The sequence below is a fragment of the Pedobacter lithocola genome, assembly GCF_042650845.1.
GTDB lineage: Bacteria > Bacteroidota > Bacteroidia > Sphingobacteriales > Sphingobacteriaceae > Pedobacter > Pedobacter lithocola.
This window is the reverse complement of the sequence record NZ_JBHSBW010000013.1, coordinates 614,434-637,238: the sequence shown is the minus strand read 5'-3', so window position 1 is coordinate 637,238 and position 22,805 is coordinate 614,434. Positions and strand designations below refer to the sequence as shown.

Here is a 22,805-nt window from a genome sequence, read left to right as displayed (position 1 = left end):
TATTAAGTTTTTGTGAAAGCCGATAATCACCCATTAAATGTGAATAACCTCAATCATTCTGTAAAATCATTTTTATTATATTTACGGCTGCCAATTTTTGTAATTAGATGAGTGAAGAATTAGACCAAAACCTAAACGAAGAACACAAACACACCATTACCCCAATTAACGGTTTATACGAAAACTGGTTCCTCGATTATGCGTCTTATGTAATTCTAGATCGTGCTGTGCCGCACATTCATGATGGGTTAAAGCCAGTTCAACGGCGTATTATGCACTCGCTGAAAGAAATGGACGATGGGCGTTTTAATAAAGCTGCAAACGTTATCGGTAATACGATGAAGTATCATCCGCATGGTGATGCCTCGATTGGTGATGCAATGGTGCAAATTGGTCAAAAAGATTTGCTTATTGATATGCAGGGTAACTGGGGCGACCCAATTACCGGCGATAGCGCTGCGGCACCACGATACATTGAAGCTCGATTATCAAAATTTGCAAACGAAGTTGTTTTTAATGCCGATACCACCGAGTGGCAATTAAGTTACGATGGGCGAAACAACGAACCGATTACTTTACCTGTTAAATTCCCTCTACTTTTAGCACAAGGAGCAGAAGGAATTGCCGTTGGTTTGGCAACCAAAGTAATGCCACATAATTTTATCGAACTTTTAGATGCATCAATAGAAGCTTTAAAGGGTGTTAGGCCAAATATTCTGCCCGATTTTTTTACAGGCGGAATGGCCGATTTCTCGAATTACAACGAGGGGCAACGTGGTGGAAAAATACGAGTAAGGGCAAAAATAACCGAAAAAGATAAGAAGACTTTAGTAATTACCGAAGTTCCGTACAGCACTACAACAAGCTCGGTAATTGATAGCATTTTGGCCGCCAATGATAAAGGCAAAATCAAAATCAAAAAAATTGAAGATAGTACAGCTGCGCATGTAGAAGTTATTGTGCATTTGGCTCCAGGTATTTCTCCCGATGTAACCATAGATGCGCTTTACGCCTTTACCGCTTGTGAAGTTTCTATATCACCAAATACATGCATCATTCAGGATGACAAACCACATTTTTTAAGTGTAAACGATATCCTGATTGAAAATACAAAACATACAAAACGCTTACTAAAAAAGGAATTGGAAATTCGATTGCATGAACTGCAAGAGAAAATTTTCTTTAGCTCTTTACTTAAAATATTTATTCAGGAAGGGATGTATAAAAATCCTGAATACGAAAATTCGCCTAATTTTGATAATGTTGTAGAGGTTTTGCATATTCTTTTCGAACCCTTTAAGCCATCACTTTACCGAGAAATTTTGCCCGAAGACTTTAAAAAGTTAATCGACAAACCGATGAGTAGCATCACCCGTTTTGATGTTAAAAAGGCCGATGAACAAATGAAAAATCTGGAGGATGAAATTAAAGTGGTTAAAAATCATTTAAAACATTTAACGGATTATGCCATTGCCTGGTTTCAGCGATTAAAGGATAAATACAGCAAAGGCAGAGAACGCAAAACAGAAATTAGATTATTTGATAGGGTTGAGGCATCGAAAGTAGCCTTAGCGAACGTTAAATTGTACATGAACCGCGAAGATGGTTTTATTGGAACAGGTTTGCGTAAAGATGAATTTATTGCCGATTGCTCTGATATTGATGAAGTGATTGTATTTCGTGAAGATGGAAAGTGCATGATTACCAAAGTGGCCGATAAAACGTTTGTGGGCAAAGGAATTATTCATGCACAGGTTTTTAAGAAAAATGATGAGCGAACCATCTATAACATGATTTATAAAGATGGCGGTACCGGAACATCTTACATAAAACGTTTTGCAGTTGTAGGCGTTACCCGCGATAAAGAATACGATTTGACTAAAGGAACGAAAGGTTCTAAAGTATTGTATTTTTCTGCAAACCCAAATGGAGAAGCCGAAATTGTAAATGTGGCTTTGAAACCTCATTCCAAACTTCGTAAGTTACAGTTCGATCAGGATTTTGCTGAAGTTGTGATAAAAGGTCGTGGTTCTCAAGGAAATATCATCTCTAAATATCCTATTAAAAAGATTGTTTTAAAAAGCAAAGGTGTTTCAACCTTATCGGGACTAAAAATTTGGTATGATGATTTACTGAAACGTTTAAATGTTGATGGTAGAGGAAAATATCTTGGCGAATTTGATGGCGATGATAGAATTTTGCAAATTCATAAAGATGGTTACTACGAATTAAGTTCATTCGAGTTAAGCAATCATTTTGATGATGGTTTGATATTGATTGAAAAGTTCAATCCTGAAAAAGTTTTTGCTGCAGTTCATTTCGAGGGTAAAGCACAAAATTATTTTATAAAACGCTTCGCTTTCGAATTACAATCTGTTGGGCGGAAAACAATTTTTATTAGCGAAGAACAAAAATCTAAATTACTGTATTTAATAGCAAATCCTGCTGCCAAAGTTGTGGTTGATGTTTTAAAGGGAAAAACTCAAATTCCTGAGGCAGTAGATGTGGTGCTATCTGAAGCGATTGATGTAAAAGGTTTGAAAGCCAATGGCAACCGACTATCGCCACACGATGTACAAAAAGTTACATTGATTGAACCAGAAATCGAAGTAGAAGAAGATACGGAAGATGATAGTATAGAGGAGGAGATTCCTATCGAAACTGAAGATTCTAGTGATATTAATGAACCAGAAGTTTCATCAGATGATGTTATTGAATCACCAATTTTAGAACAAACAAAGCCTTTACCTACCGAACAGCCTTTGTTAAATGAAGCTGAGGTAGAGGAAAAAATTGTAGAAAAATCTGTTATAGAATCTCCTAAAAAGGAAAATGCGAAACCAGCGGCGAAGGTTGAAGAAGATAAACCAGAAGCTGAGGAAAAACCTGCTAAAAAGATAGATTTCGAAATTACCAACCCGAATGATATCGAAATTGATGATAAAGGGCAATTGGGGCTGTTTTAGTTATATAGGCAGACTAAATTGCTATAAACGTTCGTCACCCTGAATTCATTTTATGCTATTAATAACAAGGTGGCTTAGCAGGAAAGATGCCGAAATAAATTTAGTATGACGACCGCGAAACCCATTGCTCTATGAACGGCCGTGAACCTGAATTCAATTCAGGGTCTTAATAGCAAGGCTGCTTAGGAAATAACTGTCGTCCGGATTTATGTTTCATTTTTAGAATGCTAAACATGCTGAATGATAAATTAAAACTCTTCATCTTCCATTTTAAAAACTATATTTGCCTCACTCAAAGGGGTGCTTTTTAATAGGAATTTCTTTTTCCATCAAAAGGCTGAGATTACACCCATTTAAGAGGCTTAAGACAAAAGGCTTAAGATATAGGGTTTTCACCTTGTGCCTTATTCCTCAAAACCTTTCGGCTTTTAATGCACCTGATTCGGATAATGCCGACGTAGGGAAGAGGTTAAATTTACAATGCTGTCTCGCCCCGAAAGCAGTTTTTCAATAATTTTTATTGGTCGAAAGACATAGCGTATTGTAAATGAATTTTCAGGAGTGGTTTTATCTTTTTCGAGATCAAATTTTCCATACATCTATTGTAGAATGGATGGCTGTTGGTTTTGGTGTATCAGAAGTTTTATTGGCGAGAAAAAATAGCATCTGGCTGTATCCCACAGGGATTATTTCAATTCTATTATCCATGTTTCTGTTGTTAAATGTAAAGCTTTACGCAGAAATGCTTTTAAGCATATACTATTTGATAATGAGCGTTTATGGCTGGGTAATATGGAAAAAACGAAAGGCAGATGGTGAAAATCAGGTTTCATGGAGTACAAATAAGGAGCTTGCCATTGCAGTCATCATATCGGTTGTAGGTTTCTTCGTTTTCTATTTTGTGTTACGAAACCACACCGATTCTGATGTGCCGCTGCTCGATGCTTTTGTATCATCAACTGCCTGGGCGGGTATGTGGTTGCTAGCAAAACGTAAAATAGAAAACTGGATTTTTCTCAATATCTCTAACATCGTTGCTATACCGCTATTATTTCATAAAAAATTACCATTAATGGCCTGTTTGACTACATTTCTTTTTGTTGTAGCCATTTTTGGTTTTTTGGATTGGAAGAAAATTATAAAAAACAGAAAACTGAAAACGGCATAATTATTACCAGATTATTTCTGCTTAAGTCTTCGCGACAAACATAAAATATATGCAAAATACCATAACCCAAAACTGGCAAAAAAAGGTAAGTGCACTAGCTGCACAATCAGAAGCAATGGGCAAATTACATCAAGAAATTCTTGAATTGGCTTATCAGGAAAACTGGTTTAAACTTTTTGTACCTAAAGTTTATGGTGGCGCAGGGAAGGAGCTTCCCGAGATTTTAAGGCTAGAAGAAGAACTTGCTGAAGCGGATGGAAGTTTGGGATGGACAATAACCTTATGCGCTGGAGCCGCTTGGTTTGCGGGGTTTTTAAATCAAGATTTAGCTACTGAAATATTTGCTGATAGAAAAGTCTGTTTTGCTGGAAGTGGTGCAGTTGGTGGCCTTGCAATTAAAACTGATGATGGCTATACAATTAATGGACATTGGAAATACGCAAGTGGAGCGCTACATGCTACAATTTTTACAGCCAATTGTTTACTCAAAAATAATGATGGAACAGATATTTTGGATGAGCGTGGCAATCCAAAAATTCTATCTTTCATACTAAAAAAACATGAAGTTGAGATTTTAGCAGGTTGGTCTTACTTTGGCTTAATAGCAACTGGTAGTCATGCTTTTGAGGTAAAGAATTTAAAAGTTCCCATCAACAGGACATTTGAGATCAACCATGAGATCAAATTTGATAGTAATGGATTTGATTACCCTTTTTTGCAGTTAGCAGAAACCACTTTAGCCGTAAATAGCTTAGGCATGACCAATCATTTCATTCGCCTGGTGGAAGAATCTTTTTTGTCGCGATCGGGTTTAAAGAGGTATAACGAAAGTCAAATCGCTTATTTTAATGAAGAATTAATACGCAACAAAGTAGAAATAAAAGAATTGAGAGATAATTTCTATCAAACATTTGATGAGTCTTGGAAACAATTAAAAAATACTGGCAATGTCGAAATTGTCAAGCTCACGGAAGTTAGCTTAATAAGCCGGAAATTAGCGCATGCCTGTCGTAAAGCAACAGATGTTCTATTTCCATATTGTGGTTTAGAAGCTGCTAAAAAAGAATCAGAAATTAATCGGGTTTGGAGAGATATTCATACTGCGAGTCAACATGCATTGCTTACGTTTATAGATTAATCGGAAAGCAATTCTGGTTTAATTTTATCTTGAAATTCTCGTACAAACTTATCTAATTTAGGTTGAATTACGAAAGAGCAATAAGGCTTTTCATGATTTTTAGTGAAATAATTTTGATGATAATCCTCAGCATCATAAAATTCCGAAACAGGACTTATTTCGGTTATTATTGGCCTGTCAAAAATATCATCTCTGGTTAATTCTGTTATCATTTTTTCAGTTTCACGCTTTTGCTCCTGCGTATCATAAAACACCACCGAACGATATTGAATTCCTCTATCGCTATCTTGCCTGTTGAGTAAAGTTGGATTATGTGTTTTAAAGAAAATCAGTAACAACTCAGTAAATGAAATCTGAGTTTCGTCAAAATCAATTTGAATTACTTCGGCGTGGCCAGTATCGCCATTTGAAATTTCCATGTATGTTGGGTGTTTTAAAGCCCCACCCATATAGCCTGAAACTACTTTTTCTACACCCTGTAATGATTGAAATACTGCCTCTGTGCACCAAAAGCATCCTCCGCCAAATATCGCTGTCTGCATAAATCTATTAACGAAAATTTTATACGAAAGGTTTTGATTGTACAAAAAAAGCCTCTTGAATGATTCAAGAGGCTTTTAAATGGGGTTTAAGTATTATTTAGAATGGAATATCTATTTTTCTAAAATATCTAATCCATCATTACTGATACTGAATATATATGGGCTTAGGCGTTAATTTTAATAGTTCTTCTGGTGTCATTAAGCGTTTTGGTTCCTTTTTTAAATCATTTTTGTAAAACAATTTGAAGCCGGTAAATTGAACAGGTTCGCCAAAAATGAAATGGCGGTAAGTGCCTTTTTTCAATTCTGGTTCTCCCCAACCATCCATGTGCATTACTACTTGTACTTCTGGGCGTAATTTAATATTGGCAGAATTAGTAACCATTTTCTTCGTAAAACGATGCAAAACGAAAACTTTAGGAGGCAAATTGTATTTTTTTACTAAATCTGCAAGATAACCTGTTACATAATTGATATCTGCTGCATCATAAGTACCTATTTTTCTGCCAGGTAAAGAACCATCTTTCATAGAGAATTCTGGGTCGATGCCTAAGTGTACATAAGGTAGTTGTAAATATTTTTCAATATGAGGAAGTTCTGCTTTAATTGTACTTAAGGCTACTTGCAAATCCAGGAATACAATTGTATTAGGCTGCATTTTAGCAATAGATAAAACTGAGTCTATCTGCTTGTTTCCCATACGATTAATGTATTTTCCATCTTTACCGGGTGTGCCACTTGCTACTGCTGCAATGTAATGTAAACCAGGCTGAACAGGAGTTGTTGGGTCTGCTTTTTCCCAACGTTTAACTTCTGTATTTAAGCGCTGCCACATCTCTTTTGGAGCATATTCGCCAAGTGCTCCCATTTTTTTTGAGTGTAAATTACCATAATAAACTACAATACGTTTAAATGGAAGTATTGCACCAGCTAAAGGAATTGGCTGATTTTTAACAGGCCATTTTCCGGTGGTATCTCCAACTGATAGTTTGCGAACCAATGAATCATATAATTTAGGATCAACAGGTTTCATCACATTTACTGCCGAATCGGTTTTCTTTTTGCTGGTATCAGAAGAAAATATTTTACCAACACCACCGCCTTTACCATCCGAATTACAGTTGGCAAATAAACTAATTGCGGCAAATCCAAGTACTAAAGTGCCCGCTAATTGAGGAAATTTCATAGAGTTATTTATAGATTTTTAATGTTTAGACAGCTTTTCCGAATCTGTTTATACATGAAAGTAGGATGCAAAACCGGTACTTCAAAATAAAGTAATTAACATATTACACATTGCAGAATTTTCCAAAAACGCCAAGTGGGAGTTTAATGCCTGCAGTGGCTTGTAGATACAATTCTCCAGTTTCTAAATTTTTAACATTAGGGAAGGATGTGCGTATTAAATTTTCTACAATTACTGAAGAAAATCCTAATGAGTAGGTATTCAAAATTAAAAAATGTTCTTTTTCATCAAGCAACTGTACAACATCTTGCATCATTTCTTGAATATGATCTTCCAGTTTCCATTTTTCGCCATTTGGACCGTGGCCATAAGCTGGTGGATCTAATATAATGCCGTTGTATTTCTTGCCTCTTTTAAGCTCTTTTTTTACAAATTTTAAGGCATCTTCAACCATCCATCGAGTGTTTTTTAAACCCGAGAGTTCTTGATTTTCGTTTGCCCAAGTCACAACTTGTTTAATTGAATCTACGTGTGTGGTTTCTGCGCCAGCAGCGTTAGCAATAAGTGATGCTGCGCCTGTGTATGCGAATAAGTTTAAAACCTTAGGTTGAGGTGTTTTAAATTTCTTGATTGATGAGGAAATGAAATCCCAATTTACAGCCTGTTCAGGGAAAACACCAACATGTTTAAAAGAGGTTAATCCTAAACGAAGTTTAATGGCAACTTCATTGTTTTTATATTCAACATGCCAGCGATCCGGTGTAGCTGGATTCTTTTTTACCCACTCGCCCGATGTAGCTGAACGACCTCGAAAAGTAATGTTTGCTATTTTTTTCCATTCCTGCTCTGATAGGGTTTTTTTCCATACGGCTTGAGGTTCAGGGCGTATTAGGGTAACATTACCAAAGCGTTCTAATTTTTCAAAATCCCCGCAATCTATCAGTTCATAATCTTTCCAATGGGTTGGGGCAAGTAATTGTATCATTTGTTAAATATAGTTCGTTATTGCGAGGCAAGAAGCAATCTTAATTCGATCGATTTATTGAAGAGATTGCTTCGTGCCTCGCAATGACGGTTAATTAAAACTTATCTTTTGCAGCTTTCATAAAACGACTTGCAAACACAAAATCGTTAAGTTCTTTAATATCTGTATGGGCAATTTCTTTATTACTGCCTTCCCAGAATTTTTTGCCTTCGTGTAAGAATAAAATATAGTCACCAATACCCATTACGGAGTTCATATCGTGGGTTACAACAATTGTAGTTGTTTTAAATTCTTCGGTTAGTTCCTGTATAAGTTCATCAATAACGATAGATGTTTTTGGATCTAAGCCTGAGTTGGGTTCATCACAAAACAAATATTTTGGGTTCATAGAAATAGCACGTGCAATACCCACACGTTTTTTCATCCCTCCAGATAATTCTGCCGGAAACAAAGCATTTTTACCAACCAAATTTACTCTTTCCAGGCAAAAATTAACTCGCTCTAATTTTTCTTTTCGGGTTTGTTCGGTAAACATGTTAAGTGGAAACATAATGTTATCTTCCACTGTCATACTATCAAAAAGTGCCGAACCTTGAAAAAGCATCCCAATTTCTTTACGAACATCAATACGTTGCTCATAACTCATAGGTGTAAAATCACGCCCATCGTATAAAACAGAACCCGAATCTGGTTGATGCAAACCCACCATACATTTTAGTAGAGTAGTTTTTCCCGAACCAGAACCACCGATTATTAAGTTGGTAACTCCTTCTTCAAATTTTCCGGATATGCCTTGTAAAACATCGTTTCCTGAAAAGGATTTATAAATATCTTTTACTTCAATCATTATAATAAAAGTTGAGTAACCAAATAATCGCAAACCAGAATAGAAATACAGCTAATAACAACTGCTCTGGTACTTGCCTGAGATACTTCTAATGCACCGCCACGAACATAAAACCCTTCGTAAGCAGGAACTGATGTGATAATAAACCCAAAAACAAATGCTTTAACAAGTGCCACAACAATTGTGTAAGGATTAAAATCAGTTGTAATACCTTGAAGATATTCTGCCGGAGTAACCGCTCCTGAAACAGAACCACCAATATAACCACCAGTTATGCTCAAAAACATAGAAATGATTACCAACATAGGTACCATCGTTATGCCTGATATAATTTTTGGAAGTATTAAATAACCTGGTGCATTAATACCCATAATTTCTAGGGCATCAATTTGTTCGGTTACACGCATAGAACCAATTTCTGATGAAATGGCAGAGCCAATTTTTCCGGCTAATACAATTGCGCTTATGGTTGGACTTAATTCTAAAATACTCGAATCTCTGTTAACCGAACCGATAATTGTTTTAGGAATGAAATCACTAACCAGCTGAAAGGCAATTTGCAAAGTCATTACCGCACCGATAAAAGTAGATATAATCGCGATTAACCCTAAAGAGCCAACGCCAACGTAGTCCATCTGTTTAGCTATTTCCTTAAGATATATCTTCAGTTTTTCCGGCTTTCTGAATACAGATTTGAGTAGCAGTATATACCTGCCGAAATTGGTAAAATTCATTCCGTATGTGTTGCTTAGTTTAAATATTCAATATATAATACTACAAAGAAACGATAAAAAAGTTGTAGCACTTTGTTTATTACAAAAATATTCGTGGTTTAGAATATAAATATGGTTTTTTGCTTACAAATATTAAACCATAAAACATGAAAGCTTTAATAACTGGGGCAACAAAAGGAATTGGCAGAGCAATAGCCGTTAAATTATGTAAAGAAGGCTATGATGTAGTGCTTGCTGCAAGAAATTTAAATGAGTTGGAAAAGCTTCGTGATGAACTATCCGTTTTTGAAAGCGCTGTATTTATATATGCTGCAGATTGTAGCGTTAAGCAAGAGGTGTACGATTTGCTACAATATATTGAAGGAGAAATTGGTTTTATTGATGTTTTAGTAAATAATGTTGGTGCTTTTTTGCCAGGAATTTTGTTAGATGAATTGGATGAAACCTTCGAAAATCAACAGCAAATAAATGTTAATGCTGGTTATTACATCAGTAAATTAATAGGTAAAAAGATGCGTACAAACCATAGTGGACACATCTTTAACATTTGTTCGGTTGCCAGTAACGCACCAGTAAAAAATGGTGGAAGTTATAGTGTAACAAAAGCAGCGATGCTAAGTCTTAATCATGTATTGCGGCAAGAGTTAGCTCCACACAACGTTAAAGTAACTGCATTTTTGCCGGGTTCTACCAAAACATCATCCTGGGATGGAACAACAATTCCGGATGAAAAATTTGTACAGCCTGAAGATATTGCAGAGGTTTTATATACCATTTTAAACTTAAGTAAAGGGGTAAATGTTGATGAAGTGCTAATCACTCCGCTAGATTTTTAAACACAAAATGAACAGCGTTATGGAAAAGAAGCTTTTTAGAAACGAACACGATAAAATGATTGCCGGTGTAGCTTCTGGCCTTGCAGATTACATGCAGGTAGAGGTAACCATAGTTAGATTATTGTTTGCATTATCAACCATTTTTATGGCCGGAGGTGGTTTGGTTGCCTATATTATTATGTGGATTATCGTTCCGGTAAATAACGACCCGGCAGCGAAATTCTCAAAATTTAATAACTACTTCAATAAAAATAACCCTAATGTGCCGCCATTTGCTCAGGCAGATGCTTTTGCTGGTCCGGTAGGTTCGGGTAATACGAATTGGTCGCAGCCGATAAATGATGCACAGAAAACACCATTTGAAACACAGGCAAATTTTAATCAATACAACAAACCAAACGATACCGGACGAACAATTGGTGGTTTGCTTTTACTTGTAGTTGGTTGTTTCTTCTTAATGCGTGAATTCGATTTTATTCCGGATTGGTTTAGATTTAGAAACTTTTGGCCAGTTATATTCATTGTTTTAGGTATTAGCATTATCGCTAAATCTAAAAGGAAAAACGAATGGACAGCTTTTCAAAATCAGCAACAGGCGGCAGAAGAAACAAAAACAGACATTGTATCTGATGTTATAATAGTTGAAGAAACAAAACCTGAAACAAACACAACACCTACTAACCCTCAAGCATAAATATTATGAAATTAGATAGATTAATTTGGGGTATTTTACTGCTTTTTATTGGCGGTGTACTCTTACTAGAAAACTTTGGTGTAATCGAATTTTATTGGCGCAACGTTTGGCATTTTTGGCCTGTGTTTCTAATTATAGCCGGGCTAAATATTTTATTCAACAGAAATAATTCGCAGGCAGGTAGTATGGTTTCCATTGGTGTACTTGTAATTACTTTAGGATTTCTTTTCTTTAAAGGTCAGCAAGAACCGGACAGAAATTCTTGGTGGGGCAATCGATTAAAGAATGATGTTGATATCAATATTGATGATAACGATAATGAAGACAGTGAAGATAATGACGGCGACACATCGTACAATCAATTAAATCTTTCTGAGCCTTTTGCCGCTGTAGATAGCGCAAAGAAAGCCATTTTAAACATTTCTGGCGGTGGCATTTCATTTAATTTAGATGGCGAAACAAATGATTTAATTAAAGCTGATGTTAAGAAACGACATGGTGAATTCTCGCTAACGAAACAAACTACTAATAGTGCAACCTTGCTCACCTTTAAAATGGGCAATAAAAAAAATAGGTGGAATTTTAACGATGGCGGTAATGATGTAGATTTTAAATTGAATAAAGCACCAAACTGGGATATTTTAATGAAACTCGGTGCGGGTGAAGCTGATTTTGATTTTGCAGATTACAAAGTCCGAACCTTTCGTTTTGATGGCGGCGCTGCATCTTTAGATATTAAAATGGGCGATTTATTGCCAATTGCAGATGTTGTTGTTAAATCAGGCGTTGCTGATGTTAAAATTCAAATCCCATCAACTTCCGGCTGTAGAATCAAAACCAAAACTGGTTTATCAGCAAAAGATTTCGAAGGATTTGAAAAACTGAGTGATGGTGTTTATGAAACATCAAACTATAAAACATCTACTAAAAAAATCTTTATCAATTTAGATGGCGGATTAAGTAACTTTGAGGTGAGCAGATATTAGATAAGTTTGAAGGTTTAAAAGCAGGTGGTTTAAAGCTTTACTTTGCCAAGCTTCGAACACAACTATCTTGAAAACCCAAAAATCCAATGAATCCTGACCAGTACACAGTTGTTATAGATGGTAAGCCAAAAGGTCCATATAGTTTGGTTGAACTAGCTGATTTGAGTATAAGACCAAATACATTTATTCGCAAACCAGGAATGGATGATTATAAAGAAGCTCATGCAATTGTAGAATTGCGTGAGCTTCTTGGCTTTAGTTATCAAAAAACAGCTCCTCAATATTTCGCTGCTTTCGATTTGCGTTTGTTGGCTTCGGTAATAGATCACTTTCTAATTTTTGTAGTTTACTGTATTATTATTTTAGTAAGTTTCATCGCCATCGAAAGTAAAGACCAACGTATGATGGCTTTTTTAGTTCCATTTCCTTTAATCTTTCTAATAAAATTGATTTACGGCAGTTTTGCAGAATCTTCAAAGCGACAAGCAACAATAGGCAAGCGCCTGGTAAATATAAAAGTTACCGATTTAGAAGGAAGCAGAGTATCATTTGGTCGCTCACTAGCACGCAATTTTTCGAAAATAATCTCAGTTATTCCAGCTTTTTTTGGGTATTTCTACAGCTTTTTAAATAAAAAAAATCAATGCTGGCATGATATAGCTGCGGAAACCTTGGTAATAAAAGAACGGTTGATATAGATTTTAAGTCATTCTCTAAGTCAAATTGCGCTCATTCAAAATTCTATCTATATCTTTGCTGTAGCATGGAAAATTTATTGGTAAAACCAGAATTAGGTGGTGGATATTGCAACAGTTTAACGCAATATTCGAGGTTTTTAACCCGCGAGGTGAATATTGGTGATATTGCACTTGGCGGCAATAACCCGATTCGCATTCAATCGATGACAACCACCGACACCATGAATACCTTAGCTACCGTTGAGCAAACCATCCGGATGGTAGAATCGGGTAGTGAATATGTTCGTATAACTGCTCCTAGTATCAAAGAGGCCGAAAATCTAGCTAACATCAAAAAGGAACTTCGCTCTCGTGGCTATAATGTTCCGTTAATTGCCGATATCCACTTTACACCTAATGCTGCGGAAATGGCAGCCAGAATTGTAGAAAAGGTTCGTGTTAATCCTGGAAATTATGCCGATAAAAAGAAATTCGAAAATATAGAATACACACAAGATGCATACAATGCTGAGCTTGCCAGGATTTACAAAAAGTTTATTCCACTTGTAAAAATTTGCAAAGAGTATGGTACAGCCATGAGAATTGGCACTAATCATGGTTCCCTATCAGATAGGATTATGAGCCATTATGGTGATACACCAAGAGGAATGGTAGAATCTGCAATGGAATTTATCCGCATGTGTGAAGACCAGAATTACTTCAATCTGGTAATTTCTATGAAAGCAAGTAATACGCAGGTTATGGTTCAGGCGTATCGCTTACTGGTAGAAACCATGGTGAAAGAGGGTATGAATTACCCTTTGCATCTTGGCGTTACTGAAGCAGGCGATGGAGAAGATGGTCGCATAAAATCGGCAGTTGGCATCGGTACTTTATTAGAAGATGGATTAGGAGATACCATTCGTGTTTCTTTAACCGAAGACCCTGAATTTGAAGCGCCGGTTGCGAAAGCTTTGGCCGATAGATATGTTTTTAGAGGTAGGGAATTGGAAGTTGGAGGTCGGGAGATAGATGGCAATTCCTCCAATTTACAAACTCCATCTTCCATCCAAACTTATTCACCTTATGCCTATTCTCGTAGAGTAACAAATCCGATTCAGCATATTGGTGGGCATCATCATCCAGTGGTAATGATTGATGTATCAAAAGAAAACCTTAAAGACCCATATTTTTTAAATGCTGTTGGTTACAACTATAGTGCAGGTTTAGATAAGTACAACCTTGCCGACCAGGCTTGCGATTTAGCTTATTTGGGAGATAATCTGCCTTCCTTCTCTTTTCCGGGAAACCTAAAACAAATTTATAATTACGCCACCTGGTTAAATTTAAAGGATAAGGATAATTGCCATCCATTATTTACCTTGGATGAATTTAACAAAGCCAGTCTGAAAGATGAGTCTTTAAATTTCGTTGCAGTTGATGCAATACAATTCAAAAATTCAACAATCGAACAATCAAAAAATGTTGTACTAATTCTCGAAACCTCTGCTAACCATGGAATGGCAGAACAAAGGGCTTTTTTTGTTGCTTTGCAGCAAAAAAACATTCAGATTCCGGTAATTATTAAAAGAACCTATCAAGATATTGATGCTGATAACTTAATGCTTTATTCTGCCACAGATATTGGTGCATTGTTTACTGATGGTTTTGGTGATGGAATTTGGATTGATGCGGCTGATAAAAATTTGGCATTAATTAATGCAACCAGTTTTGGTATTTTGCAGGCAACCAGAACCAGAATTAGTAAAACCGAATACATTTCTTGTCCAAGTTGCGGAAGAACGCTTTTCGATTTGCAAGAAACTACCCAACTTATCCGCTCTCGTACCGACCATTTGAAAGGACTTAAAATAGGTATTATGGGTTGCATCGTAAATGGTCCTGGTGAAATGGCCGATGCTGATTATGGTTATGTAGGCACTGGACCAGATAAAATCACATTGTACCGTGGTCAAGAAGTGGTTAAAAAAAATGTTAACACCGCTTTTGCACTAGATGAACTGATTGATATTATTAAAGGTGATGGCAATTGGGTTGAAAAAGAATAATATTAGTGCTTTAGCTGATGTTTTTTGATGGAAATGAGGCGATCGTCATTGCGAGTTAAGAACCAATCTTCAAATCCTATAAAAAATCTTTCTTTACCAATTAGACCTAACCAATCCATATGAAGTTATTGGAGTTTCAATTTATATTTAGTGAATTAAGAAAATTCTTAGTAGAGCAGGGTTTAAATGGTAGTGCATTAATCTGGACTTATTTTTTAATCGGTCTGGTTGGTGTTACCCTATTTTTATTCATTACCATATTTGTTACCCGCCAAGTTTTTATCGGCGTTATCAAAAGCGCCAAAACCAAATCAAATTGGCAAGATGCACTATTCGAATTTTTTGTTTTCAGGGCTTTTGCACTAATTTTTGGTGCTTATATTATTTATAATGTTGTTCCTTTTGTTTTTGTCGATTTTAAAAACTGGCTCTTCTATGCTTTAATTTTTTCAAGAATATATGTGGTTTTGGCCACCATGTTTGCGATAAATGCTTTTCTAAATGCTTTAGTTTCCATTATGGAAACAACAAGGAAATATGCTGATAAGCCCATTCGAAGTTATAAGCAGGTAGCAAAAATCATCATTTATATTTTAGGTTTTGTACTTATTTTATCCATTATATTAAACGAATCTCCATTGTATATTTTTGGTGGTTTTGGTGCTGTTACAGCTGTTTTTATTTTAGTTTTCCGCGATCCGATTTTAGGTTTCGTAGCCTCAGTTCAAATGAGTGCTATCGATTTAGTGAGGGTTGGCGATTGGATAACGGTAGAAAAATATGGAGCAGATGGCGAGGTAACTGAAATTAATTTAACCACCATTAAAGTTCGGAATTGGGATAAAACAGTAACTATTGTACCAAGTTATGCCATCGTTAGCGAGTCGTTTAAAAACTGGCGGGCTATGGAAGAAAGTGAAGGACGGAGAATAAAAAGACACATCAATATAAAAATTTCGAGCATAAAATTTTGTAATGAAGAGCTTATCATTCGGTTAAAAAGTATTGATTTTTTGAAAGATTACTTAAAGGAAACTCAGGCGCAAATTGAGAAATTTAATGCTGAAAATACTGTAATTCCGAACAATTTGGTTAACGGCAGGCACATGACAAATATTGGTACATTTAGGGTTTATGCAGAAAAATATTTGGAGAGCAACCCACACATTAATACCGATTTAACTTTTATGGTAAGGCAATTGCAGGCTACAGAAAACGGACTTCCGATTGAAATTTATGTTTTCTCAAAAGAAAAAGCACTTAAAAAATTTGAAGAAGTTGCTGCTGATATTTTTGATCATTTATTGGCTGCGGTTCCATATTTTGATTTAGAAATTTTTCAAAGCCCTAGCGGAAGTGATATGCGAGGTTTTGTTAGCAGAGGAAATGATTAAATTAGTTAACTAACTCTGCAGAGAACATAATTTAACTATCGTCATGCTGAATTCATTTCAGCATCTTACTAATTAATACCTTGTGGTAAATTCAGTGTGACCGTTGCCTTATTTGAAATATCTAAAAGTGTAAATTGAAGGCGAACATAAGATTAATCCTTATATTAAAAATGCTAAACATTTCTCGCAAACCTTAAATAATAACGGTGGCAATGTTTCTTTTTCATAAGGATGATTTGCACCATACACATGATTTGCACCTTCAATTTTTACCAATTGGCTATCTAAATTGGCATCAGCAAGTTTCTGAGCATGTGCGAAAGGAACATTTACATCATCATCGCCCTGAACAATTAGCCACGGAATATTAATGCGTTTTGCAGCACTTAGAATGTCAAAAGTATCTGCATTTTCTTCAAAATCCTCCAGTAGAGTTACATTTAAAGGCATTTGTTCTTTGGTTCTGGCATTGGTTACAAAGATTTTTCCTGTTTTTTTCCAATCTGCCTCTTGCTCTTTTTTCCAGAGACTATTAAAACTCGAAATGGCACTCCAGGTAATTAATTTATTAACGCGTAGGTCGTTAGAAGCCTGTATAATGCTTAAACCACCACCGCGACTATGCCCAATCAAATTAATTTCAGTTTCTCGCCCATAAACTTTTTCAATGTAATCGATTACGGCGTTCACATCAAAAAGTTCTTTTGATACGGTGTTATTAGCGAAAGATTCTAAATCAGTTACATCTATTGGGTTATCTAACGAAACTCCACTATGTGATAGATTAAATTTCACATAGCGAAATCCATTATTTGCAAAATACCTTGCTACCAAATTATGTGCACCCCAATCTTTAAAACCTTTAAATCCATGTATAAAAAGTATAATTGGGGCATTCGGGTTTTTATCATCGAGTGTAATATCGCCTATAATTAATTTTCCATCAGCACCGCTTAAGCTGAACGCTTTTTGTATAATCATAATTTTTTAACAACCTGGTGTGGTATAGTGTTTGCCTTAACTCATAAAAAAAATTAAAATGTCAACAGAAAACAAAGTGCCAAACCAAGAGTCAGAAAATGGATTTTTTGATAATCTAAAGGGTAAATTTAACGAATTTAAAGAAAAAGCGGAAGATGCATTAGAGGATATACAAGATAAAGCGGAAGATATTTGGGAAGATACCAAAGATAAAGCTGAGGAAATAAAAAACACAGCTGAGGAAAAATAGGAAAATTTAACCTCAGATGAGGAAGAAAAAAAATCATAATCTCGGATTCTTTTTAATGGGGTGAGGATTTTTCCTCACCTTTTTTACTTAAGCATTCAATTAAATCTTCTGTATTTTATATTCGTTCATCATTATTTCTATAGTAATAGTAAGCCCAGCCAATAAAAAACAGCTGAAACGGAATTCTTACCCATGCTATAAAAGGAGTTACAGATATTTTACCAAGTAAAAATGGTGCTTTCTGAATCATATAAATATGAGCAGGAATAAATGCTAAGAGCATTAAAATAATTCCCAAAGCAGCTATTTTTCTGGTTTTTGGAAACAGCAATAAAACACCTAAAACAACTTCGATCACGCCAGATAGGTAAATTAAAAATTCGTGGGCAGGTAGCCATTCTGGCATTATTTTAAAATATCCTTCAATCGAAATAAAATGATTTATACCCGCTAGGATATAAAAGAGGGCATAAATCCAAAGAAAAATTTTATAACGCATATAGGTTTGTAGTTATTTTGTGTCTATTTAAAACCGTTCTAAATTGATGTAAATTACAGATTAATGACTGTGACATGCGATTACCATGTTACTTTTGTATCCCGATATTAGTTAACAACGGAAGCACTTGGAATATTTAAAAGTAATAGCTTTTACGCATCACCACATCGACCTGAAATCTTTAGGGAAATTAGTTATTTGTGACCAGAGTTTAGATAGCAGATTGAAAAATCTTCAGGCCGAACTTCCTGTTAGCGAAATTTTTTACATTGGTACCTGTAATCGTGTTGAGTTTGTTTTCCTCACAAAAGAAAAAACTGATAAAGAATTTGTAACCAAGTTTCTTACGGTTTTAGATATGGGTTTACCTGCAGAGTTTATGGAGCGTTTCTTAGATAATGTTACTGTTTTTGAAAACGAAGAAGCTTTTAATCATCTTTTAAGAACATCATGCTCGCTAGAAAGTTTAGTAGTTGGTGAAAAGGAAATTCTTGCTCAAATCCGCAAGGCTTACGAAAATTGTCGCGATGCTGGTTTTACCGGCGATTACATGCGTATGATTATGGATAGAGTGGTTAAAACTGCGAAAGAAGTTTATACCCATACCAATATCTCGAAAAATCCTGTTTCAGTGGTTTCTTTAGCTTACCGCAAACTAAAAGAATTAAATATGTGTGGCAATTCTCGCATTTTAATTATCGGCGCTGGCGAAACCAATCAAAATATTGCTAAATATCTTAACAAACATAAGTACTCAAATTTTTCTATTTTCAACCGCACATTTTCTAAAGCCGAAACCTTGGCAGAAGAATTGAATGGAAAGGCTTTTCATTTAGAAGAATTGCAGAATTTTACCGAAGGTTTTGATGTTATCATTACTTGTACAGGTTCTACTGAAGCTATCATTACAGAGGAGTTGTATGCCAAATTACTTAATGGAGATACGGGCAAAAAGGTAATTGTCGATTTGGCTATACCGAACGATGTTGCGCCTGCAGTTGTTCACAATCACCCTATTCACTACATCGAGGTAGAATCTTTAAAAGAAGTTGCCCGAAAAAATATCCAGGAACGTTACAACGAGCTGGTTCATGCAGAAGATATTATCAGTGCAAACATTACCGAATTTTTTACTGTATTAAAGCAACGCCGAATTGAATTGGCTATGCAAGAGGTTCCTAGAAAAATTAAGGAAATTAAAAATACGGCTATCAATGGTGTTTTTGCCGATGAAATTAGTCAAATGGATGATGCATCTCGCGAAGTTTTAGAACGAGTAATGAACTACATGGAGAAGAAATACATCAGCGTACCAATGATTATGGCCAAAGAAATTTTGGTTAATCAATCTTAAATTAACCAGTTCTTATACAACCGTCATTGCGAGGCACGAAGCAATCTCAAAGCACTGGGTTAGTGTTTTTGTAATCTCAGATTTACATCTTTTAAGTGGTAAAAATTATTTAGAAAGCAGGTTTCTGTGCACTTCGGTTATTTCAGTCCCGCTTTTTGTTCCAATCTTTTTGCGGTTGTCAGTCTGAACTTGTCGGAGGTCTGCACCAAAAAGTATTTACACTTCAATCGGGTTTACACAACTTCATTCAGTAACCCTTTCTGACTATCCACCTAATCACATCGTCATGCTGAATTTATTTCAGCATCTTAACAGAATAGACAACAGCCTTAGCATGAATGTCAATTAACAATCAATAAACACAGTAACTCTGTAACCTCACTGTCGCATTTTTAAACATTTTACTAGATAAAGCCGTATTTAGTTAGATTTGCAAATCATTTAACAAAAACAGTGAAGAAATTAACCATCGGAACACGCGGTAGCGACCTGGCTTTGTGGCAAGCAAATCATATAAAAAATGAATTGTCTGTTATTGGAATAGAAGCTGAAATTAAAATCATTAAAACGCAGGGCGATAAAATCCTGAATTTGCGTTTAGATAAATTGGAGGGAAAAGGTTTTTTTACCAAAGAATTGGAAGAAGAACTTATTGGTGGAACCATCGATTTGGCTGTTCATTGTCTTAAAGATTTGCCTACTAACCATCCCGATGGATTAGTTATTGCCGCCATTCCAAAACGCGAAGAGGCGTCTGAATATCTTTTAATTTTGAAAGATTGTGTTGATGTTTCACAAAAGCTTTCATTAAAAAAGGGAGCAATGGTTGGTACATCTTCCAATCGTCGTAAAGCCCAATTATTGGGTTTGCGCCCTGATTTGGAAGTGGAAGATTTACGGGGAAACGTTCCAACACGTATTCAGAAACTTAGAGATGAAGATTACGATGCTATATTAATCGCTAAAGCCGGTGTAAAACGCCTGAATTTAGATGTTAGCGATTTGCATGTTGAAGAGTTAGAAACTACCGAATTTGTTCCGGCACCTGCTCAAGGCGCTTTGGCGATTCAAATCAGAGCAAATGATACCGAACTTTTTGAGGCCTTGCAAAAACTGCATCATGCAGAAACAGCAGAAGAGGTTGGTGTTGAACGCAAAGTTTTAAATATTTTTGAAGGTGGTTGCCACATGCCTCTGGGTTGCTATTGCAAAAGAGATAATGGTCAATTCGAAGTGTGGACATCAAAAGCCGAAACTGCAGATGATTTTCCGGAACGCTTGTTTTTAAGGGCTGATACTACAGAAGGTTTAGCCGAAAAAATTGTAGCCAAATTTAGTGAAGAAAGGAAGAAACCTGCAAAGGTTTTCATCTCCCGTGAAATTGGTGAGCACAGCTATTTCCGTAGAGCATTAGAAAATAACAATATAGAAATAGAAGGTCGCTCATTGATTCGTACTTTCCCAATTGTAACCGTTTTAGATCAATTTATTTTGAAAAATATTGATTGGATTTTCTTTAGCAGCCGTAATTGCGTAGAGTATTTCTTCAATTTAAAACCGCAATTGCCTAAGAAAACACAATTTGGTGTGGTAGGAAGAGGCTCAGAAGATGCCTTGCGTAAATTTGGACACTTCGCTGATTTTGTAGGTGCAAGTGGCGATATTACAGAGGTTGCCGAAGATTTTGCTGCATTGGTTCCGGGGAAAAATATTTTATTCCCAAGAGCGCAGGATTCTTTACAATCGATTCAAAAATCTTTACCTGCGGATGCGAAAATTATCGATTTACCTATTTACGAAACCGTAATCGAAGAAAATATAGACCAAAGTTATGCTGATGTGCTGATTTTTACCAGTCCATCGAATGTTGATGCTTACTTTGCTGATAATTTATTAGAGCCAGGGCAACAGGTTATTGCTATTGGTAACTCTACAGGTAAGAAATTTGATGAAATGGGCGTAAGTTACGCCTTGCCTTATTCGCCTGATGAAATTGGACTAGCGGAAGCGGTTTTTGGAATAGAAATTAATAAAGGTTAAGGGTTTAAAGGTTTAAGGTAGAGGGTTTGGGAGCAGAGAGAACAAATACTAAAGATGAAAGAGAAAGACTAAAGCTGGAATACTTAGGCAAACAGCAAGTCCATATCGTCATTGCGAGGTACGAAGTAATCTCACAATCTTGCCTTTAAGCATTTACATTGAAAAACTGAATTAAGTTCTCTAAACCCGATTGAAATGGAAAGCTTTTTAATGTCAGTCTGAGCTTGTCGAAGACCATTAAAAACTTGAAACGAAAAGCGGGCCTGTATTATCCGCGAAGCTACTGATTTGCTTTTCAAAATATTAAATGAAGTTACGCTGGTAAATAAACCGCGGCGTTAAAAAAAATAATAGCACATCAAGCTTCGATACTTGATACTAATACACTCGCTAAGTCCTCCCCTCTGGGGAGAGTTACGTGGGGCTTTAATAATAAAATATGTTACATCGTCCGAGAAGATTGAGGAAAAACCCGTTGGTTAGAGAGATGGTAGCCGAAACCCGACTATCGAAAGATATGTTTGTGTACCCGTATTTTGTGGTACCAGGAACGAATGTTACCCATGCAATTGATGCCATGCCGGGCGTAAACCACTATTCGGTTGATGCTTTGGTAAAGGACGTGGAAGCAGGAATGAAAAAAGGCTTAAATAAAATTATGCTTTTTGGTGTTGGTGACGAAAAATCAGCCGAAGCAAAATCTGCTTATCACGACCATTCGTTAGTACCTACAGCGGTGCGTGAATTAAAAAGGCAATTCGGCGAAGATTTATACGTGATTACCGATGTTTGCGTTTGCTCTTATACCACACATGGGCATTGCGGTATTTTAGAAAACGACTACGTTCAGAATGATAAAACCGTTGAAGTGATTGCTAAGATGGCTCTAACACATGCGGAAGCCGGTGCAGATATGTTTGCTCCATCTGACATGATGGACGGACGAATCGAAGCGATGCGAAATTTGTTGGATAAAAACGGTTTTGTGAATGCAGCCATTATGAGTCATGCTACAAAGTTTGCGTCTGCTTATTATGGTCCTTTTAGAGAAGCAGCAGATTGTGCACCAAGTAAAGGCGATAGAAAAGCCTATCAAATGGATTTTAGAAACCCTTTGGAAGCCTTGCGAGAAGCACAACTGGATGAACAAGAAGGCGCAGATGTTTTAATGGTAAAACCGGGTTTGGCTTATCTGGATATTATTCAGCGGTTAAAGCAAGATACAAATTTGCCTATTGCGGTTTATAATGTATCGGGCGAATATTCGATGGTTAAAGCGGCTGCAGAACGTGGCTGGATTGACGAACAAAAAGTAGTAATGGAAACAATGCATGCATTTGCAAGAGCTGGAGCAAGTATTATTACCACTTACCACATTAAAGATATTTTAAATAACGATTGGCTTTAAAAAGGTGGAGGGTTGAGGGTTTAAGGCTTAAGGTTTTTGCCAATTCGATAA

At 36.1% G+C, this 22,805-nt stretch carries 20 protein-coding genes; 13 read left to right on the top strand and 7 right to left on the bottom strand.

Annotated features, from left to right (window positions below; all coding sequences use genetic code 11):
* The first annotated feature begins 107 nt into the window (after positions 1-107).
* The 3 genes from ACFOWA_RS16865 to ACFOWA_RS16855 all read left to right on the top strand — a co-directional run bounded on the left by ACFOWA_RS16865 (position 108) and on the right by ACFOWA_RS16855 (position 5,272).
* Positions 108-2,966, top strand: a complete 2,859-nt coding sequence (locus tag ACFOWA_RS16865; RefSeq protein WP_378987293.1) for a DNA gyrase/topoisomerase IV subunit A — start codon at positions 108-110, stop codon at positions 2,964-2,966.
* Between the two features lie 547 nt (positions 2,967-3,513).
* The gene (pnuC, locus tag ACFOWA_RS16860) at positions 3,514-4,134 is read left to right on the top strand and encodes a nicotinamide riboside transporter PnuC (protein ID WP_378987290.1); all 621 of its coding nucleotides are present in this window, start codon (positions 3,514-3,516) and stop codon (positions 4,132-4,134) included.
* 49 nt (positions 4,135-4,183) lie between these two features.
* A complete protein-coding gene (locus ACFOWA_RS16855) occupies positions 4,184-5,272 on the top strand; it encodes an acyl-CoA dehydrogenase family protein (RefSeq protein ID WP_378987287.1) in 1,089 nt (362 codons plus the stop codon).
* Here the strand turns inward: ACFOWA_RS16855 and msrA are convergent.
* The 5 genes from msrA to ACFOWA_RS16830 form a co-directional block, all read right to left on the bottom strand.
* Positions 5,269-5,814 carry a peptide-methionine (S)-S-oxide reductase MsrA gene (msrA, locus tag ACFOWA_RS16850; protein WP_378987284.1) on the bottom strand — a complete coding sequence of 182 codons (546 nt, stop codon included), beginning with the start codon at positions 5,812-5,814 and terminating at the stop codon, positions 5,269-5,271. The two genes, ACFOWA_RS16855 and msrA, sit on opposite strands and share 4 nt — an antisense overlap.
* A gap of 139 nt (positions 5,815-5,953) precedes the next feature.
* A complete protein-coding gene (locus ACFOWA_RS16845) occupies positions 5,954-7,000 on the bottom strand; it encodes a hypothetical protein (RefSeq protein ID WP_378987281.1) in 1,047 nt (348 codons plus the stop codon).
* 103 nt (positions 7,001-7,103) lie between these two features.
* The gene (locus ACFOWA_RS16840; RefSeq protein ID WP_123206860.1) at positions 7,104-7,985 is read right to left on the bottom strand and encodes a class I SAM-dependent methyltransferase; all 882 of its coding nucleotides are present in this window, start codon (positions 7,983-7,985) and stop codon (positions 7,104-7,106) included.
* 94 nt (positions 7,986-8,079) lie between these two features.
* Positions 8,080-8,832: an ABC transporter ATP-binding protein gene (locus tag ACFOWA_RS16835; RefSeq protein WP_378987278.1), complete on the bottom strand. Its 753-nt coding sequence runs from the start codon at positions 8,830-8,832 to the stop codon at positions 8,080-8,082.
* The gene (locus tag ACFOWA_RS16830; protein ID WP_378987275.1) at positions 8,832-9,566 is read right to left on the bottom strand and encodes an MlaE family ABC transporter permease; all 735 of its coding nucleotides are present in this window, start codon (positions 9,564-9,566) and stop codon (positions 8,832-8,834) included. Before ACFOWA_RS16830 ends, ACFOWA_RS16835 begins: the two co-directional genes overlap by 1 nt.
* Before the next feature lie 146 nt (positions 9,567-9,712).
* Here ACFOWA_RS16830 and ACFOWA_RS16825 point away from each other — a divergent pair, with 146 nt between their 5' ends.
* The 6 genes from ACFOWA_RS16825 (at position 9,713) to ACFOWA_RS16800 (ending at position 16,222) form a co-directional block, all read left to right on the top strand.
* Positions 9,713-10,402 (top strand): SDR family oxidoreductase, encoded by a 690-nt coding sequence (locus tag ACFOWA_RS16825; protein WP_378987272.1) that lies wholly within the window; start codon positions 9,713-9,715, stop codon positions 10,400-10,402.
* A gap of 19 nt (positions 10,403-10,421) precedes the next feature.
* Positions 10,422-11,096, top strand: coding sequence for a PspC domain-containing protein (locus tag ACFOWA_RS16820; RefSeq protein WP_378987269.1), 675 nt, complete (start codon positions 10,422-10,424; stop codon positions 11,094-11,096).
* Positions 11,097-11,101: 5 nt separating this feature from the next.
* The gene (locus ACFOWA_RS16815) at positions 11,102-12,082 is read left to right on the top strand and encodes a LiaF transmembrane domain-containing protein (protein ID WP_378987266.1); all 981 of its coding nucleotides are present in this window, start codon (positions 11,102-11,104) and stop codon (positions 12,080-12,082) included.
* An 86-nt stretch (positions 12,083-12,168) separates the two neighbouring features.
* Positions 12,169-12,780, top strand: coding sequence for an RDD family protein (locus tag ACFOWA_RS16810; RefSeq protein WP_378987263.1), 612 nt, complete (start codon positions 12,169-12,171; stop codon positions 12,778-12,780).
* A gap of 65 nt (positions 12,781-12,845) precedes the next feature.
* The gene (gene ispG, locus ACFOWA_RS16805; protein WP_378987260.1) at positions 12,846-14,828 is read left to right on the top strand and encodes a (E)-4-hydroxy-3-methylbut-2-enyl-diphosphate synthase; all 1,983 of its coding nucleotides are present in this window, start codon (positions 12,846-12,848) and stop codon (positions 14,826-14,828) included.
* Between the two features lie 119 nt (positions 14,829-14,947).
* Positions 14,948-16,222, top strand: coding sequence for a mechanosensitive ion channel family protein (locus tag ACFOWA_RS16800; protein WP_378987257.1), 1,275 nt, complete (start codon positions 14,948-14,950; stop codon positions 16,220-16,222).
* Between the two features lie 159 nt (positions 16,223-16,381).
* Here ACFOWA_RS16800 and ACFOWA_RS16795 read toward each other — a convergent pair whose 3' ends face one another.
* Complete coding sequence (locus ACFOWA_RS16795) at positions 16,382-17,203, bottom strand: alpha/beta hydrolase family protein (protein WP_378987254.1); 822 nt, start codon at positions 17,201-17,203, stop codon at positions 16,382-16,384.
* A gap of 58 nt (positions 17,204-17,261) precedes the next feature.
* Here ACFOWA_RS16795 and ACFOWA_RS16790 point away from each other — a divergent pair, with 58 nt between their 5' ends.
* A complete protein-coding gene (locus ACFOWA_RS16790) occupies positions 17,262-17,453 on the top strand; it encodes a hypothetical protein (RefSeq protein WP_378987251.1) in 192 nt (63 codons plus the stop codon).
* Positions 17,454-17,568: 115 nt separating this feature from the next.
* On the opposite strand, the gene ACFOWA_RS16785 is transcribed toward ACFOWA_RS16790, so the two are convergent.
* A complete protein-coding gene (locus ACFOWA_RS16785; protein WP_378987248.1) occupies positions 17,569-17,952 on the bottom strand; it encodes a DoxX family protein in 384 nt (127 codons plus the stop codon).
* A 127-nt stretch (positions 17,953-18,079) separates the two neighbouring features.
* Between ACFOWA_RS16785 and hemA the strand changes: the two genes are divergently transcribed.
* The 3 genes from hemA (at position 18,080) to hemB (ending at position 22,754) form a co-directional block, all read left to right on the top strand.
* Positions 18,080-19,306, top strand: a complete 1,227-nt coding sequence (gene hemA / locus ACFOWA_RS16780; protein ID WP_378987245.1) for a glutamyl-tRNA reductase — start codon at positions 18,080-18,082, stop codon at positions 19,304-19,306.
* Positions 19,307-19,759: 453 nt separating this feature from the next.
* On the top strand, positions 19,760-21,346 hold the full coding sequence (gene hemC / locus ACFOWA_RS16775; protein ID WP_378987242.1) for a hydroxymethylbilane synthase: 1,587 nt from the start codon (positions 19,760-19,762) through the stop codon (positions 21,344-21,346).
* A 439-nt stretch (positions 21,347-21,785) separates the two neighbouring features.
* A complete protein-coding gene (gene hemB, locus ACFOWA_RS16770; RefSeq protein WP_378987239.1) occupies positions 21,786-22,754 on the top strand; it encodes a porphobilinogen synthase in 969 nt (322 codons plus the stop codon).
* Positions 22,755-22,805: the final 51 nt, after the last annotated feature.